The sequence below is a fragment of the Parviterribacter multiflagellatus genome, from assembly GCF_056863265.1.
Genome location: NZ_JBXPIZ010000003.1, coordinates 74,019 through 88,620, shown reverse-complemented (window position 1 = coordinate 88,620; position 14,602 = coordinate 74,019). Strand labels below are relative to the sequence as shown.

Sequence of the window (14,602 nt, the reverse complement as noted above, 5' to 3'; positions counted from 1 at the left end):
TGTTACGTTCCAACACAGGGTCAGTGGGACCAGCGCCCCGGACCTTCCCGTCGCGGACGTCGCGCCGCGGGCGTCGGGAGCGCCCGCCGAAGCCGGTGCCGCCGAGCTCCGTCACGCCCGAGGGGGAGGGATCCATGTCACGCCTCATCAGCCGGCCCACCGCAGGAGGGTGCCCGCCGAGCGGCGCCGTGCCACGTGCTGGCACGTTCCTGGCAGAACCCTGCGCGCGTCGGGGAGGGTCGGACGATGCCGCTGCGTGAGCCGCCCTGGCTGCCGACGTTCGAGTACGCCTGGCCGGCCGGCGTCGACCTCGTCGGCGTCGCGCGCCGCGCGGTCGTCGGCCACCTGCGGCGCGGGGGCGTCGACGGGCAGACGCTCGGCGACATCGAGCTGGCCGTCGGCGAGGCGCTGAGCAACGTCGCGCTCCACGCGTACGACCCGGGCGGACCCGGGGTGATGCGCGTCCGGGTGACGGCCGACGGGGACGAGACGATCCAGGTCGACGTGTCCGACGACGGGCGCGGGCTCGGGACGGGCGGGGGGACCGGCCTGGGCCTCGGCCTGCCGGTCATGTCGGCGCTCGCGAGCCGCATCGAGCTCGACAGCACGCCCGGCCGCGGCGCCTGCGTGCGGATGTGGTTCGAGCGGAGCGCGTGACGCCACCAGGAGTACGCTCCGTGTGTCGATCGCCACCAGCGCGACGCGCCGAACCGGGAATGGACGCCCGCGCAGCCGGGCACCCCGCCGCCATGCAGATGGAACACGCATCCCGCCGCATCATCGCCCAGCCGCTGCCGGCTGCCGCCCCGCCGCAGGAGCGCCTACCCGCGCCCGTGCCCGTGGCGGCGCCCGACGCCGACACCCCGCGCGCGGAGGTCGCCGCCACCACGTGACCGAGACCCCGCTGGTCGCCGCGCCGCTGTACGGGCTGCGGAGCTGGAGGTCGGTCGCGGGCGCCGACGGCGAGCGCCTCGCTGCGGTGCACCAGACGACGGCGTGGCCGCCCGGCGGCGTCGCGCTCGGCGCCGTGTGCGGCCGCGACCCCTCCCACGAGGCTCCGCTCCCCGACTGCGAGTGCGGCGTCCACGCGTGGCACCCGCGGCGCGCGTCGGCGCGCCGCATCCTGGCGATCCAGGCCGAGATCCCCGGCGTCGTCGAGGCGACGGGCGCGGTCGAGGTCCACCACGAGGGCTTCCGCGCGGCGAGCGCGCGGCCCTACGCGCTCTTCCTCCTCCCCGGCCGCAACGCCCACCTGGTCCACCGCCTGGGTGCCGCCTACGGCGTCCCGGTCGTGCCGGTCGACGGGCCCGACGGGGTGCTCGCCTGGTGCCAGGAGCACCGCCTGGGACTCGGGCCCGACGTCGTCGACGACCTGATCGGCGACGCCGACGCGCGCCGCCTCGCCCGCCGGCGCAAGCGCCGCAACGACCGCCTGCGCGTCGCGCTCGCGGTCGCCCTCTCCGCCGGCCTGCTCGCCGGCGGCCTGGCCGTCGCCGACGACGGCCCCGGGCCGCACGAGCGCTTCGGGCGCACCGGCACGCTCACCGCGCCGTAGCGTTGCGAGCCGAGCGCCTCCGCGCCAGGTCTTGCGCAACCAGCCCGGCCCGACGGTCGGCCCGGTTTCCGGCACACCAACGCACCTTGTAGCAGAAGTTGCATTCTCCGGTTCCCGCTGTGTAGGTTCCGGCTCAAGGCCCGTCGGACGATCGGAGGAGCGGGTGAGCATCTTCGGCGCAGAGGTGATCGGGACAGCGATCCTGATCTTGTTCGGTGGTGGGGTGGTTGCGGGGGTCCTCCTCTCCCAGTCGAAAGCCGAGAACTCCGGCTGGATCGTCATCACCTTCGGGTGGGGCATGGGCGTGGCGATGGCGGTGTTCGCCGTCGGCCAGTACTCCGGCGCGCACCTGAACCCGGCGGTGACGCTCGGCTTCGCGACCATCGGGGACACCGCGTGGGGCGACGTCCCGAAGTACATGGGCGGCCAGTTCGTGGGCGCCTTCATCGGCGCCGTCCTCGTGTGGGCGGCGTACAGCAACCACTGGCGCGCGACGGAGGACCCGGGGCTGAAGCTCGCGGTCTTCTCGACGGCGCCGGCGATCCGCAACCCGGTCGCCAACTGCGTCACCGAGATCGTCGGCACGTTCATCCTCGTGTTCGGCGTCCTCGCGATCTTCGCGAACCCCGACACCGCGGGCACGAACCTCGGCGGCCTCATCGTGGGCCTGCTCGTGTTCGCGATCGGCCTGTCGCTCGGTGGGCCGACCGGCTACGCGATCAACCCCGCGCGTGACCTCGCGCCACGTGTCGCGCACTTCCTGCTGCCGATCCCCGGCAAGGGGCCGTCGGACTGGAGCTACGCGTGGATCCCCGTCGTGGCGCCGCTCGTCGGCGGCGTGCTCGGGGCGCTGGCGTTCGAAGCGTTCTACCCCGGCTGACGAGGGAGGAGGGATGGCCACCCGAGTCGCGCGGAGCAAGAAGCTCATCAACGCGCCTGACGCCGTGGTGCGCGAGGCCCTGGAGGGCATGGAGCTCGCGTACTGGGACCGCGTGCGGGTCTCGTACGACCCCGTCTACGTCGTGCGCGCCGACGCGCCCGTGCGGGGCAAGGTCGGGGTGATCTCCGGCGGCGGCTCCGGTCACGAGCCGATGCACGGCGGGTTCGTCGGACCCGGGATGCTCGACGGCGCGTGCCCGGGCGAGGTCTTCACCTCGCCCACGCCGGATCAGATGCTGGCGGCGACGAAGGCCGTCGACGGCGGCGCCGGCGTGCTGCACATCGTCAAGAACTACACCGGCGACGTCATGAACTTCGAGATGGCGGCCGAGATGGCCGCCGCCGAGGGGAGCGACGTCGAGGCGGTGGTGATCAACGACGACGTGGCGGTCGAGGACAGCCTCTACACCGCCGGGCGGCGCGGCGTCGGCGCCACGGTGCTGGCGGAGAAGCTGTGCGGGGCGGCGGCCGAGGAGGGCCGCTCGCTGGCCGACGTCGCCGCGCTGTGCCGGCGCGTCAACGCCGAGGCGCGCTCGATGGGCATGGCGCTGACACCGTGCGTGACGCCCGCGTCGGGGCAGCCGAGCTTCGAGCTCGCGGCGGACGAGATGGAGATCGGCATCGGCATCCACGGGGAGCCGGGCCGCTACCGGGAGCCGCTCGGGCCCGCGCACGACGTCGTCGAGCGGCTGGCGACCGCGGTCGTGGACGACCTGCCGTTCCGCGGCGGGGACAAGGTCCTCGCGTTCGTCAACGGCATGGGCGGCACGCCGCTCGTGGAGCTGCTGATCGTCTACCGCGAGCTGCACCGGTTCCTCGAGCAGCGCGGCATCACGGTCACGCGGCGGCTGATCGGCAACTACATCACCTCGCTGGAGATGGCGGGCTGCTCGATCACGTTGCTGCGGCTCGACAGCGAGCTGACGGCGCTGTGGGACGCGCCCGTCGACACGCCGGCGCTGCGGTGGGGCGCGTGACGCCGGCCACCGCGACGATCGACCACGCGGCGATCCTGACCTGGGTCCGCAGGTTCGCCGCGGAGGTCGCAGACCACCGCGAGGAGCTGGTCCGGCTCGACACCGCGATCGGCGACGGCGACCACGGGACGAACATGGACCGCGGGATGCGCAAGGCGGTCGAGGGGCTCGACGAGGACGGCGCGGACATCGGCGTCGCGCTCAAGGGCGTCGGGATGGCGCTCGTGTCGAGCGTCGGCGGCGCCGCCGGGCCGCTCTACGGGACGCTCTTCCTGCAGATGGGGAGCGTCGCCGCCGGGACCGACGCGCTCGACACGGAGCGGTTGGCGGACGCGGTGGAGGCCGGGCTGGCGGGCGTGCAGAAGCGCGGCCGCGCCGAGCCGGGCGAGAAGACGATGGTCGACGCGCTCGCGCCGGCCGCCGCCGCGCTGCGCGCAGCGGCCGAGGAGGGCCTCGACCCCGCGGAGGCGGCGCGCCGGGCGGCCGCCGCGGCCGAGGACGGGATGAAGGCGACGGTGCCGATGGAGGCGCGGAAGGGGCGGGCGAGCTACCTCGGCCCCCGCAGCATCGGCCACCAGGACCCGGGAGCGACGTCGACGTACCTGCTGCTCCGCAGCGCGGCCGAGGCGTTCGCGAGCATCTGAGCGAGGGAGGAGAGAGGCATGGCGAAGTACGCAGCGGCGCTCGACCAGGGGACGACGAGCACCCGGTGCATGGTGTTCGACCACGGCGGGCGGATCGTCAGCGTGGCGCAGAAGGAGCACGAGCAGATCTACCCGAAGCCCGGGTGGGTCGAGCACGACGCGCGCGAGATCTGGGCGCGGTGCCAGGAGGTCATCGACGAGGCCGTGCGCTCCGCCGGCGCGGGTCCGGGGGACATCGCCGCGCTCGGCGTGACCAACCAGCGCGAGACCGCCGTGGTGTGGGACCGCACGACCGGCGAGCCCGTGCACAACGCGATCGTCTGGCAGGACACGCGCACCGACAGGCTCGTCGACGAGCTGTCGCGCAGCGGCGGGCAGGACCGGTTCCGCAACCAGACCGGCCTCCCGCTCGCCACGTACTTCTCGGGGCCGAAGGTGCGGTGGCTGATCGACAACGTCGCCGACCTCGGGGCCAAGGCGGAGTCCGGGGACCTCCTGTTCGGCAACATCGACACCTGGTGCATCTGGAACCTGACGGGCGGCCCGAACGGCGGGCTGCACATCACCGACGTCTCGAACGCCAGCCGCACGCTGCTGATGGACCTGCAGACGCTGGACTGGGACGACGGCATCCTGTCGGCGATCGGCGTGCCGCGGGCGATGCTGCCGGAGATCCGGCCGTCGAGCGCGGTGTACGGCGAGGTCGCGACGGGCGCGCTGCGCGGCGTCCCGCTGGCGGGCGACCTGGGCGACCAGCAGGCGGCGACGTTCGGCCAGACGTGCTTCTCGCCCGGCGAGGCGAAGAACACGTACGGCACCGGCAACTTCCTGCTGCTCAACACCGGCACCGAGCCGGTGCCGTCGAAGTCCGGCCTGATCACGACGTGCGGCTACAAGATCGGCGACCAGGACACCGTGTACTGCCTGGAGGGCTCGATCGCGATCACGGGGGCGCTCGTGCAGTGGCTGCGCGACAACCTCAAGATGATCAAGGCCGCTCCCGAGGTCGAGGAGCTCGCGGCGTCGGTCGAGGACAACGGCGGCTGCTACATCGTGCCGGCGTTCTCCGGCCTCTTCGCGCCGTACTGGAAGTCGAACGCGCGCGGCGTCGTCGCGGGCCTGACGCGGTACGTCACCGCAGGCCACATCGCGCGGGCGACGCTCGAGGCGACGGCGTACCAGAGCCGCGAGGTCGTCGAGGCGATGGAGGCCGACTCCGGCGTCAAGCTCGAGTCGCTGAAGGTCGACGGCGGCATGGTCGCCAACGACCTGCTGATGCAGTTCCAGGCCGACCTGCTCGGCGTGCCGGTCATCCGGCCGGAGGTGGCGGAGACGACGTCGCTCGGCGCCGCGTACGCCGCCGGGCTCGCCACCGGGTTCTGGGGCGAGGTCGAGGACCTGCGCGAGAACTGGGCCGAGGACAAGCGCTGGGAGCCGTCGATGGACGCGGCCACGCGCGACGACTACTACCGCTACTGGAAGAAGGCGGTGACGCGGACGTTCGACTGGTTCGAGGCCGAGTAGAAGGCTCGATTCCGACATCCCGGCGCGGTCACGGCGTCCCCCCGCTCGGACGGCGGGTAGCCCTGGACCTTGTGACCGCGCTGAAGACGATCACCCGACACGACCATGACCGGACGGGCGCCCGCCCTCCCCTCACCCACGCCGAGCACCCCGCGCAACCCGGGGTGGCGCTGTGCGGCGTCAAGCTCACCGGCCGGCGCAGACCCGCCGGCGCCGAGCGGTGCGTGGTCTGCCTGGACCTCACGCGCCGGCCGTTCGCCGCACGCTGACCGGTGCGCCGCGCGCCCACGGGGCGCGAAGGCGTAGGAGGGCCGGCGCGTGGCCCCGCTCCACACCGACGTCCTCGTCGTCGGCGGCGGCGCGACCGGCGCCGGCGTCGCCTGGGACGCGGCGCTGCGTGGGTTCGACGTCGTGCTCGTCGAGCGCGCCGACCTGGCGGAGGGCACGAGCGGGCGGTTCCACGGGCTGCTGCACTCCGGCGCGCGCTACGCGGTCAAGGACCCGCTGGCCGCAGAGGAGTGCGTCGCCGAGAACGCGATCCTGCGCCGGGTCCTCCCCAACTGCATCGAGGACACCGGCGGGCTGTTCGTCACCACGCCGCGCGACGACCCCGCGTACGGCGACACGCTGGTGCAGGGCTGCCGCGCGACCGGCGTGCCGATCGACGAGGTGAGCGTCCGCAGCGCGCTGCGCGCCGAGCCGCTCCTCAACCGGGGCATCCGGCGCGCGTTCGTGGTGGAGGACGCGTCGATCGACGCGTGGAAGACCGTGCGGACGCTGACGCGCGGCGCGGCCGAGCACGGCGCGCGCATCCTCACCTACCACCGCGTCGTGGCGCTCCACGGCGCGCGCTCCGGGGCCGTCACCGGCGCGCGGCTGCGCAACGAGCTGACCGGCGACGAGGTCGACATCGCCGCCCGCTTCACGCTGAACGCATCGGGCGCGTGGGCGGCGCAGATCGTGCGGATGGCGGGGATCGAGGGCATCGGCGTGATCCCCGGCAAGGGGATCATGATCGCGATGAACCACCGGCTGGTGAACACGGTGGTCAACCGGTGCGAGCTGCCGTCGGACGGCGACATCCTCGTCCCGATCCGGACGGTGAGCGTGATGGGGACGACCGACATCCGCGCGGCCGACCCGGACCGCATCCCGGTCACGCAGGACGAGGTCGACCTGATGCTCGACGACGGCGAGCTGCTCGTGCCCGGGCTGCGCTCGGCGCGGGCGCTGCGGGTGTGGGCGGGGGCGCGGCCGCTGCTTGCCGACGAGCGCGCCGGCGACGGCAACGCGGACACCCGCGACCTGAGCCGCACGCACGCGGTCGTCGACCACCGTGCGCGCGACGGCGTCGACGGGCTGCTGACGATGTCGGGCGGCAAGCTGACGACGCTGCGGCTGATGGCCGAGGACCTGGTCGACGCGATGTGCGCGCAGCTCGGCGAAGAGCGACCGTGCACGACCGCGGAGGTCGCGCCGCCCGAGGCCGAGGGCCGCGGGCACTACCGGCTGGGCTCACGCCTGCGCCGACGCGAGGAGCGGCTGCAGGCCGAGGAGCTGGTCTGCGAGTGCGAGCTGATCGGGCGGTCGCGGCTGGAGGAGGTCATGCGCGAGCGCGGGACCGTCAACCTCGACGACATCCGGCGCGGGCTGCGGCTCGGGATGGGCCCGTGCCAGGGCGGTTTCTGCATCTACCGCGCGACCGGCATCCTGCACGCGGTCGACCGGCTCGACGGCGCCGAGGCGTCCGCCGCGCTGCTGCGCTTCCTGCAGGAGCGGTGGAAGGGCGTGTGGCCGGTGCTGTACGGCGACCAGCTCCGGCAGGCGCGGCTCGACGACTGGATCTTCCAGGGGCTGCTCGACGTGGAGCACCTCCCAGAGGCGGGCGCCGTGGCGCCCGCGGCGGAGCCCGTGCCGACATGAACCGCTACGACGCGATCGTGATCGGCGCGGGCCTCGCCGGGCTGACGGCCGCCGTGCGGCTCGCGGAGGGCGGCGCGTCGGTGCTCGTGCTCGCCAAGGGCGTGGGCGCGACGCACCTGTCGCCGTGCACGATCGACGTGCTCGGCTACGCGCCGGAGCGGGTCGAGTCGCCGCGCGCGGCGCTGCCGGCGTTCGTGGCCGAGCATCCGGCGCACCCGTACGGGCTGATCGGGGTCGAGGGCGTCGCGGACGCCTGCGCCTGGCTGGTGGGCTGCGTGGCGGACGGGCCGCTCGCGCCCTACGCGTACCGCGGGTCGATCGACGCGAACCTCCTGCTGCCGACGGCGCTCGGGGTGCCGCGGCCGTCGGCGTTCGTGCCCGAGACGATGGCCGACGGGGACCTGGGGCGCGACGAGCCGGTGTGCGTCGTCGGGTTCACCGCGCTGAAGGACTTCCACCCGCTGCTGCTGGCCGACAACCTGCAGCGCATCGGGGTGCGCGCGCGGGGCGTCGAGCTCGACCTCGCGCCCGAGGGCCGCCACGACGCGAACGCGCTCGGGTACGGGCGCGCGCTGGACGACACGGTCTTCCGCGCGCGGGTGGTGGCGGCGCTGGCGGGGCGGCTCGCGGGCTCCGAGCGGGTCGCGTTCCCCGCCGTGCTGGGGCTGCGCGACCCGCACGCGGTGTGGGCCGACATCGCCGACCGGCTCGGGCACCCCGTGTTCGAGGTGCCGACGCTGCCGCCGTCGCTGCCGGGGATGCGCGTCTTCGCGACCCTGCGCGAGCTGCTGCGGCGGGCCGGCGGGCGGATGGTGCTCAACGCCGTCGTCGTGGGCGCGGCGCGCGACGGGACGCGCGTGGACGGGGTGCGCGTGCGGATCGGCCTGCGGGAGACGATCCACCGCGCGCGCTGGTTCGTGCTCGCGTCAGGCGGGTTCGCGGCCGGCGGCGTGGCGCTCGACGCGCACTGGGTCGCGCGCGAGACGGCGCTCGGGCTGCCGGTGACGGGGGCGCCGGCGCGCGGCGCGCCGCGGTTCCTCCCGGAGTACTTCGGCGACCACCCGATCGCGGCGGCGGGCGTGCGCGCGGGGCCGGACCTGCGTCCGGTCGGCGAGCACGGCGAGCGGCTGCTCGACAACGTCCTCGTCGCGGGCGCGACGCTGGCGGGCGCGGAGCCGTGGCGGGAGAAGTCGGGCGACGGGCTGAGCGTCGCGACGGGCCACCGGGCGGCGGGGCTGATCCTCGACGAGGCGCTCCGGACCCCGGCGGCGGTGATGGCATCGGGAGGGTGACGGTGGCGCTGGGGGCCGAGCACGACGTCCTGGGGGAGCTGATGCGCGGCTCGCTCGACCACTGCGTCAAGTGCACGATCTGCGAGACGTTCTGCCCCGTCTCGAACGTCACGCCGCTCTTCCCCGGGCCGAAGTACGTGGGGCCGCAGGCGGAGCGCTTCCGGGTGCCGGGCGAGGAGAGCCCGGACGCGTCGCTCGACTACTGCTCGGGCTGCGGGATCTGCACGCAGGTGTGCCCGCAAGGCGTGCACATCGCGGAGATCAACACCCAGGCGCGGGCGGCGCTGCGCGAGCGGACCGGGGTGCCGCTGCGCGACCGGGTGCTCGCGCGGCCGCACGTGACGGGGCGGCTGGCGCGGCCCGTGGCGCCGGTCGCCAACTGGACGCTCCGCAACCGGCTCGCGCGCCTGGCCGCCGAGCGCACCCTGGGCATCGCCCGGGCCGCCGCGCTCCCGACCATCGCCGGCCGCACCTTCCAGGCGTGGGCGCGGGGCCACACGTCGCCGCCGGGCGCGCGGCGGGTCGCCTACTTCCACGGGTGCGGGGCGAACTGGTACGAGCCCGAGTCGGCGCAGCACGCGGTCGCGGTGCTCGAGCACGCCGGGTGCGAGGTCGAGGTGCCGCGCGGGCAGCAGTGCTGCGGGCTGCCGCTCCAGTCGAACGGGCAGTTCCCGGCGGCGCGGCGGACCGTGCGGGCGCTGGCGCGGCGGCTGGCGCCGGCGGCGCGGGCCGGGCTCGACATCGTGGGGACATCGACGAGCTGCACGTTGATGCTCAAGCGCGAGGCGCGGGAGATCCTCGCGCTGGAGGACGACGCGGAGCTGCGGCTGGTCAGCGAGCGCGTCTACGACGTGTGCGAGTACCTCGTCGCGTTGATGGACCGCGGGGAGCTGGACGCGGGGGCGTTCGCGCCGCTGCCGCTGACCGTGACGTACCACGCGCCGTGCCAGCAGCAGGGGCACGGCGTCGGCAAGCCGGCGCTGGACCTGCTCGAGCTGGTGCCCGACCTGCGGGTGATCGAGAACGACGCGAGGTGCTGCGGGGTCGCCGGGACGTACGGGCTCAAGCGCGAGAAGCACGCGATCGCGATGGACGTCGGAGCGGGGCTGTTCGCGCAGATCGCCGACGCGGCGCCCGACCTCGCGGTCTGCGACTCGGAGACGTGCCGGTGGCACATCGAGCAGGCGACCGGCGTCCGCTGCGTGCACCCGCTGGAGGTGCTCTACATGGCGCTCCCCGCGGCACCCGCACCATGAGGAGCGCGGCGTGGTCGGGCTCGTGATCGTGTCGCACAGCGCGGCCCTCGCGGCGGGCGTGGTCGAGCTGGCGCGCCAGATGGCCGGCGACGCCGTCGCGATCGAGGCCGCAGGCGGGATGGGCGACGACGGAGGGATCGGCACGGACGTCGCGCTCGTCTCGGCGGCGATCGACCGCGCGGCAGGTCCCGACGGGGTCCTGGTGCTCATGGACCTCGGCAGCGCGCTGATGAGCGCGGAGATGGCCGTGGAGATGGCGGGCGACGCAGTGCGCGTCGTGCTGAGCGAGGCGCCGCTGGTCGAGGGCGCGGTCGCCGCGGCGGCGCTCGCCGGCGCCGGCGCGTCGCTCGACGAGGTCGCCGCCGAGGCGCGCACCGCCCTCACCGCGAAGACCGCGCAGCTCGCCCCCGCCGGGGGCGGCGGCGCGGAGAGGGGCAGCGGCGCGGGTGGCTTGGACCGCGGGGGCCGCGACGCCGGTCCCTCCGCGCGGCTGCCGGTCGCGATCCCGCTCGGCCTCCACGCGCGGCCGGCGGCACGGGTGGTCGAGGCGGTCGGCCGGTTCGCGGCGCAGGTGACGGTGGCGGACGAGACGACCGGGCGCGGACCGGTCGACGCGCGCTCGCTGTCCGCGCTGCTGACGCTCGGCGCGCGCCACGGCCACACGCTCCTCGCGCGCGCCACTGGCCCCGACGCCGCGGCGGCCCTCGCCGCGCTGGAGGCGCTGGCCGCCGAGGGGTTCGGCGACGAGCCCACCCCCGCCGCGCCCGCCCCCGCCGCCCCTTCCCCCTCTGCGCGCGGCGACGACGGCGCGCGTGCCCCCTCGCCCCCGCCGGCCGGGGCGACGCTGCGGGGGCTCGCGGTGGTGCCGGGCGTGGCGATCGGGCCGGCGCGGCCGCTCGTCCAGCCGGCCGCGCGTCCATCCGCGGACGCGGGCGAGCCGGCTGAGGAGGAGCGGCGGCTCGCCGCCGCGCTGCAGGCGGCGCGGAAGGAGGTCGCCGCGGCGCGCGATCTCGTGGCCGGGCGGACGAGCGGCGGCGAGGCCGCGATCCTCGACGCGCACCTGCTCCTGCTCGCGGACACCGCGCTCCTCGCCCGCGCGCGCGGGGACATCGCCGCGGGACACGGCGCGGCGATGGCGTGGGACGCGGCGGTGCGGGCGGTCGCGGACGACCTGCGCGCGGTCGACGACCCGTACCTGCGCGAGAGGGCCGCGGACCTCGACGACGTCGGCACGCGCGTCCTCGCGCACCTCACCGGTGCGCCCACCACCGCGACGCCGACCGAGCCGGGCATCCTCGTCGCCGCCGACCTCGCGCCCGGCCAGGTCGCCGCGCTCGACCGCGACACGACCACCGGCATCGCGCTCGCCCGGGGCGGCGCCACGTCGCACGCCGCGATCCTCGCCCGCGCGCTCGGCATCCCGACCACCGCCGGGCTCGGCGACGCGCTGCTCGCCATCCCGCCCGGCACGACGCTCGTCCTCGACGGCGCGCACGGCACGGTGGAGGTCGACCCCGACCCCACCACCCTCGCCGCGCGGGAGGAGGCCCGCCGCACCGCCGCCGCCCGCCACGAGCGCGCCCGCGCCGCCGCCCACGCGCCCGCCACCACGCGCGACGGCGCCACGCTCACCGTCGCCGCCAACCTCGGCGCGATCGCGGGGGCCGCCCAGGCGGTCCGGCTCGGCGCGGACGGCGTCGGCCTGCTGCGGACCGAGTTCCTCTACCTCGGCCGCGACGCGGCGCCGACCGAGGAGGAGCAGCGCGCCGCGCTGGAGGAGATCGCGACCGCGCTCGACGGCCGCTCGCTCGTCGTCCGCACGCTCGACGCGGGCGCCGACAAGCCGCTCCCCTACCTCCGCCAGCCGCACGAGGACAACCCGTTCCTGGGCGTCCGCGGCCTGCGGCTCGGGCTCCAGCGCCCCGACATCCTGCGCACCCAGCTGCGCGCGATCCTCGCCACCGCCGCGCGCCACCCGCTGCAGGTCATGTTCCCGATGGTCGCGACGCTCGCCGAGCTGCGGGACGCCCGCGGGATGGTGGAGGAGGTGCGGGCGGAGCTGGGGGCGCCGGAGATCCAGGTCGGCGTGATGGTGGAGGTCCCCGCGCTCGCGCTCCAGGCCGGCCGGTTCGCCGCCGAGGCCGACTTCCTCTCGGTCGGCACGAACGACCTGACGCAGTACACGATGGCCGCCGAGCGCGGCAACGACGCGGTCGGGGCGCTGCTCGGCGGCGTGCAGCCCGCGGTCCTGAAGCTCATCGCCGCCGTCACCGAGGCGGCCGCCGCGCACGGCCGCTGGGTCGGTGTCTGCGGCGAGCTGGCCGGCGACCCCGCCGCTGCCGTGCTGCTCGCGGGGCTGGGGGTCGAGGAGCTGAGCGTCGCGCCCCCGCTCGTCCCCGACGTCAAGGACGCGCTGCGCCACACGTCGCTGGCCGATGCGCAGGAGCTGGCCCGCCGCGCGCTCGACCTCGACGACGCCGCCGCCGTCGCCGACCTCCTGGCGCGAGGAGCGGTCGCCGCATGACCCGGCCGGCGGTGGAGGCGAAGGTGCCCGCGCGGGCAGCCGCGGAGGTGCAGGTGGCGGCCGGCCGCCGGCGCCTGCACGACGCGCGCGTGGTCGCCATCGGCACCGGGCTGCGCATCGCGCTGACGCCGGTGATCATGCTCCTCGTCACGCTCGACGAGGACACCGGCGATCTCGCCACCGCCGCCTGCGTCCTGTTCGCCGTCGCCGCGCTCACCGACTGGGTCGACGGCCGCCTCGCCCGCCGTTGGGGCGTCACGTCGAAGCTCGGCTCGTTCCTCGACACCACCGCGGACAAGCTGCTCGTCACCGGTGTCCTCGTCGCCCTCGTCGCGGTCGACCGCGCGTCGCCCTGGATCGCGGCGCTCATCATCGGCCGCGAGATCCTCATCCTCGGCCTCCGCGGGGTCGTCGCGGCGGACGGAGCGACGCTCCGTCCCTCGCTGCTGGCGAAGGTCAAGACGTCGGTGCAGTTCCTCGCGATCGCGCTGGCGATCGTGCGCCCCGGCGACCCGCTCGCCGGCCTGTACCTCGACGAGTGGGCGATGCTCGCCGCCGCGGCGCTCACGGTCGCGTCGGCGGTCGACTACCTCGGCCGCTTCGGCGGCGTGCTCACCCTGCGGACGGGGCGGTAGCCCGTGGCCCGCGCGTTCGTCACCGGCGGGAGCGGCCTGATCGGCGGCGCGCTGATCGACCGCCTGGTCGCGCGCGGGGACGCCGTCGTGGCCGCCGTGCGCTCGGACGCGGCCGCGCGGAAGGTCGCCGCCCGCGGCGCCCGCCCGGCGCGGGCCGAGCTCCTCGACGAGGCGCAGCTCGCCGCCGCGATGACCGGGAGCGACGTCGTCTTCCACGTCGCCGGCCTGAACACGCTCCTCCCCGCCGACCCGCAGGGGATGGTCGACGCCAACGTCCGCGCCCCGGCCGCGGTCGTCCGCGCCGCCGCGCGCGCCGAGGTCCCGCGCGTCGTCCACACCTCGTCCGCGGCGACGCTGGGGGAGCGCGAGAACACCGTCGGCGCCGAGGACTCCCCGCACCGCGGCACGTTCCTCTCCCCCTACGAGCGCACGAAGCACGACGGCGAGGTCGCGGCCTTCGCCGCCGCCCGCGCGAGCGGCATCGAGCTCGTCGCGGTCAACCCGTCGTCCGTGCAGGGCCCCGGCCGCGCCGGCGGCACCGCGCGCATCCTGCTCGCCTACGTCGACGGCCGGCTGCCGGTCTTCATCGACACGCGGATGAGCCTCGTGGACATCGACGACTGCGTCACCGGCCACCTCCTCGCCGCCGAGCGCGGGCGGCCCGGCGAGCGCTACGTGCTCAACGGAGCGACGCTCCGGTCCGACGAGGCGATCGCGCTCGTGGAGGAGCTGACCGGCGCCCGCCACCGCGTCCGCACGCTGCCGCCGCGCGTCGCGCTCGCCGCCGCCGCCGCGATCGAGCGCGCGTGCGCCCTCGCGGGCCGCCGGCCGCCCGTCTCGCGCGCGATGGTCCGCACGATGCTGCACGGGCACGCCTACGACGGCAGCCGCGCGACGCGCGAGCTCGGCCTGCGCTACACGCCGATCCGCGACACGCTCGAGCGCACGATCGCCTGGGCCGTCGCCGCCGGCCACGTCCGCCGCCCGCTGCCCCGCCCGCCCGGCGCGGCGATCCGCCCCGCGGCGCCCCGCAGAGGGGTAGTGTCGAGCCAGGAACCCAACGCGGGAGCGTTCACCATGGACCATCCAGAGCGCGAGCACCCCGACTACGCGCGCGGGGAGCGCACGAAGCCCGAGGACGAGCGGGAACCCGACTTCGCTCGCGGCGCACGCACCGAGCCGGAGGAGGACGCCGGCCCCGACTTCGCCCGCGGCGAGCGGACCCGGCCCCCGGAGGAGGCCGGCCCCGACTTCGCCCGCGGCGCGCGCACCGAGCAGGACGACGACTGAGCGCGAGGCCCGCCGGCGACCGCGAGGTCGCCGGCGGGCCGCA

At 75.9% G+C, this 14,602-nt stretch carries 14 protein-coding genes; all 14 read left to right on the top strand.

All coding sequences use genetic code 11. The features are described 5' to 3' along the window. Positions 1-246 precede the first annotated feature (246 nt). The 14 genes from AC1UE5_RS07250 to AC1UE5_RS07185 all read left to right on the top strand — a co-directional run bounded on the left by AC1UE5_RS07250 (position 247) and on the right by AC1UE5_RS07185 (position 14,559). Positions 247-657, top strand: coding sequence for an ATP-binding protein (locus tag AC1UE5_RS07250; protein ID WP_482921636.1), 411 nt, complete (start codon positions 247-249; stop codon positions 655-657). 92 nt (positions 658-749) lie between these two features. Further along, positions 750-893: a hypothetical protein gene (locus AC1UE5_RS07245; RefSeq protein ID WP_482921634.1), complete on the top strand. Its 144-nt coding sequence runs from the start codon at positions 750-752 to the stop codon at positions 891-893. Beyond that, the gene (locus AC1UE5_RS07240; RefSeq protein ID WP_482921632.1) at positions 890-1,555 is read left to right on the top strand and encodes a hypothetical protein; all 666 of its coding nucleotides are present in this window, start codon (positions 890-892) and stop codon (positions 1,553-1,555) included. Before AC1UE5_RS07245 ends, AC1UE5_RS07240 begins: the two co-directional genes overlap by 4 nt. Positions 1,556-1,718: 163 nt before the next feature. Further along, a complete protein-coding gene (locus tag AC1UE5_RS07235; RefSeq protein ID WP_482921630.1) occupies positions 1,719-2,435 on the top strand; it encodes an MIP/aquaporin family protein in 717 nt (238 codons plus the stop codon). A 13-nt stretch (positions 2,436-2,448) separates the two neighbouring features. Then, entirely contained in the window at positions 2,449-3,471 is a 1,023-nt protein-coding gene (gene dhaK / locus AC1UE5_RS07230; protein ID WP_482921628.1) for a dihydroxyacetone kinase subunit DhaK, read from the top strand. Beyond that, the gene (dhaL, locus tag AC1UE5_RS07225; RefSeq protein ID WP_482921626.1) at positions 3,468-4,115 is read left to right on the top strand and encodes a dihydroxyacetone kinase subunit DhaL; all 648 of its coding nucleotides are present in this window, start codon (positions 3,468-3,470) and stop codon (positions 4,113-4,115) included. The genes dhaK and dhaL overlap by 4 nt, the downstream gene beginning before the upstream one ends. Before the next feature lie 18 nt (positions 4,116-4,133). After that, positions 4,134-5,639: a glycerol kinase GlpK gene (gene glpK / locus AC1UE5_RS07220; protein WP_482921624.1), complete on the top strand. Its 1,506-nt coding sequence runs from the start codon at positions 4,134-4,136 to the stop codon at positions 5,637-5,639. A gap of 71 nt (positions 5,640-5,710) precedes the next feature. Further along, positions 5,711-5,908: a hypothetical protein gene (locus AC1UE5_RS07215; protein WP_482921622.1), complete on the top strand. Its 198-nt coding sequence runs from the start codon at positions 5,711-5,713 to the stop codon at positions 5,906-5,908. A 49-nt stretch (positions 5,909-5,957) separates the two neighbouring features. After that, positions 5,958-7,562 carry an anaerobic glycerol-3-phosphate dehydrogenase subunit GlpA gene (gene glpA / locus AC1UE5_RS07210; protein ID WP_482921620.1) on the top strand — a complete coding sequence of 535 codons (1,605 nt, stop codon included), beginning with the start codon at positions 5,958-5,960 and terminating at the stop codon, positions 7,560-7,562. Continuing rightward, positions 7,559-8,854 carry an anaerobic glycerol-3-phosphate dehydrogenase subunit GlpB gene (glpB, locus tag AC1UE5_RS07205; RefSeq protein WP_482921618.1) on the top strand — a complete coding sequence of 432 codons (1,296 nt, stop codon included), beginning with the start codon at positions 7,559-7,561 and terminating at the stop codon, positions 8,852-8,854. The genes glpA and glpB overlap by 4 nt, the downstream gene beginning before the upstream one ends. A gap of 2 nt (positions 8,855-8,856) precedes the next feature. Beyond that, positions 8,857-10,110 (top strand): anaerobic glycerol-3-phosphate dehydrogenase subunit C, encoded by a 1,254-nt coding sequence (locus AC1UE5_RS07200; RefSeq protein WP_482921616.1) that lies wholly within the window; start codon positions 8,857-8,859, stop codon positions 10,108-10,110. Between the two features lie 10 nt (positions 10,111-10,120). Next, positions 10,121-12,634 carry a phosphoenolpyruvate--protein phosphotransferase gene (ptsP, locus tag AC1UE5_RS07195; protein ID WP_482921614.1) on the top strand — a complete coding sequence of 838 codons (2,514 nt, stop codon included), beginning with the start codon at positions 10,121-10,123 and terminating at the stop codon, positions 12,632-12,634. After that, complete coding sequence (pgsA, locus tag AC1UE5_RS07190) at positions 12,631-13,269, top strand: CDP-diacylglycerol--glycerol-3-phosphate 3-phosphatidyltransferase (protein ID WP_482921612.1); 639 nt, start codon at positions 12,631-12,633, stop codon at positions 13,267-13,269. Before ptsP ends, pgsA begins: the two co-directional genes overlap by 4 nt. Positions 13,270-13,272: 3 nt before the next feature. Further along, complete coding sequence (locus AC1UE5_RS07185; RefSeq protein ID WP_482921610.1) at positions 13,273-14,559, top strand: NAD-dependent epimerase/dehydratase family protein; 1,287 nt, start codon at positions 13,273-13,275, stop codon at positions 14,557-14,559. The last annotated feature ends 43 nt before the right edge of the window (positions 14,560-14,602 follow it).

What these genes read in the sequence shown, in the direction of transcription:
- AC1UE5_RS07250 (WP_482921636.1), top strand. Translation starts at nt 247, where the DNA reads ATGCCGCTGCGTGAGCCGCCCTGGCTGCCGACGTTCGAGTACGCCTGG.
- AC1UE5_RS07245 (WP_482921634.1), top strand. Translation starts at nt 750, where the DNA reads ATGCAGATGGAACACGCATCCCGCCGCATCATCGCCCAGCCGCTGCCG.
- dhaK (WP_482921628.1), top strand. Translation starts at nt 2,449, where the DNA reads ATGGCCACCCGAGTCGCGCGGAGCAAGAAGCTCATCAACGCGCCTGAC.
- glpK (WP_482921624.1), top strand. Translation starts at nt 4,134, where the DNA reads ATGGCGAAGTACGCAGCGGCGCTCGACCAGGGGACGACGAGCACCCGG.
- glpB (WP_482921618.1), top strand. Translation starts at nt 7,559, where the DNA reads ATGAACCGCTACGACGCGATCGTGATCGGCGCGGGCCTCGCCGGGCTG.
- pgsA (WP_482921612.1), top strand. Translation starts at nt 12,631, where the DNA reads ATGACCCGGCCGGCGGTGGAGGCGAAGGTGCCCGCGCGGGCAGCCGCG.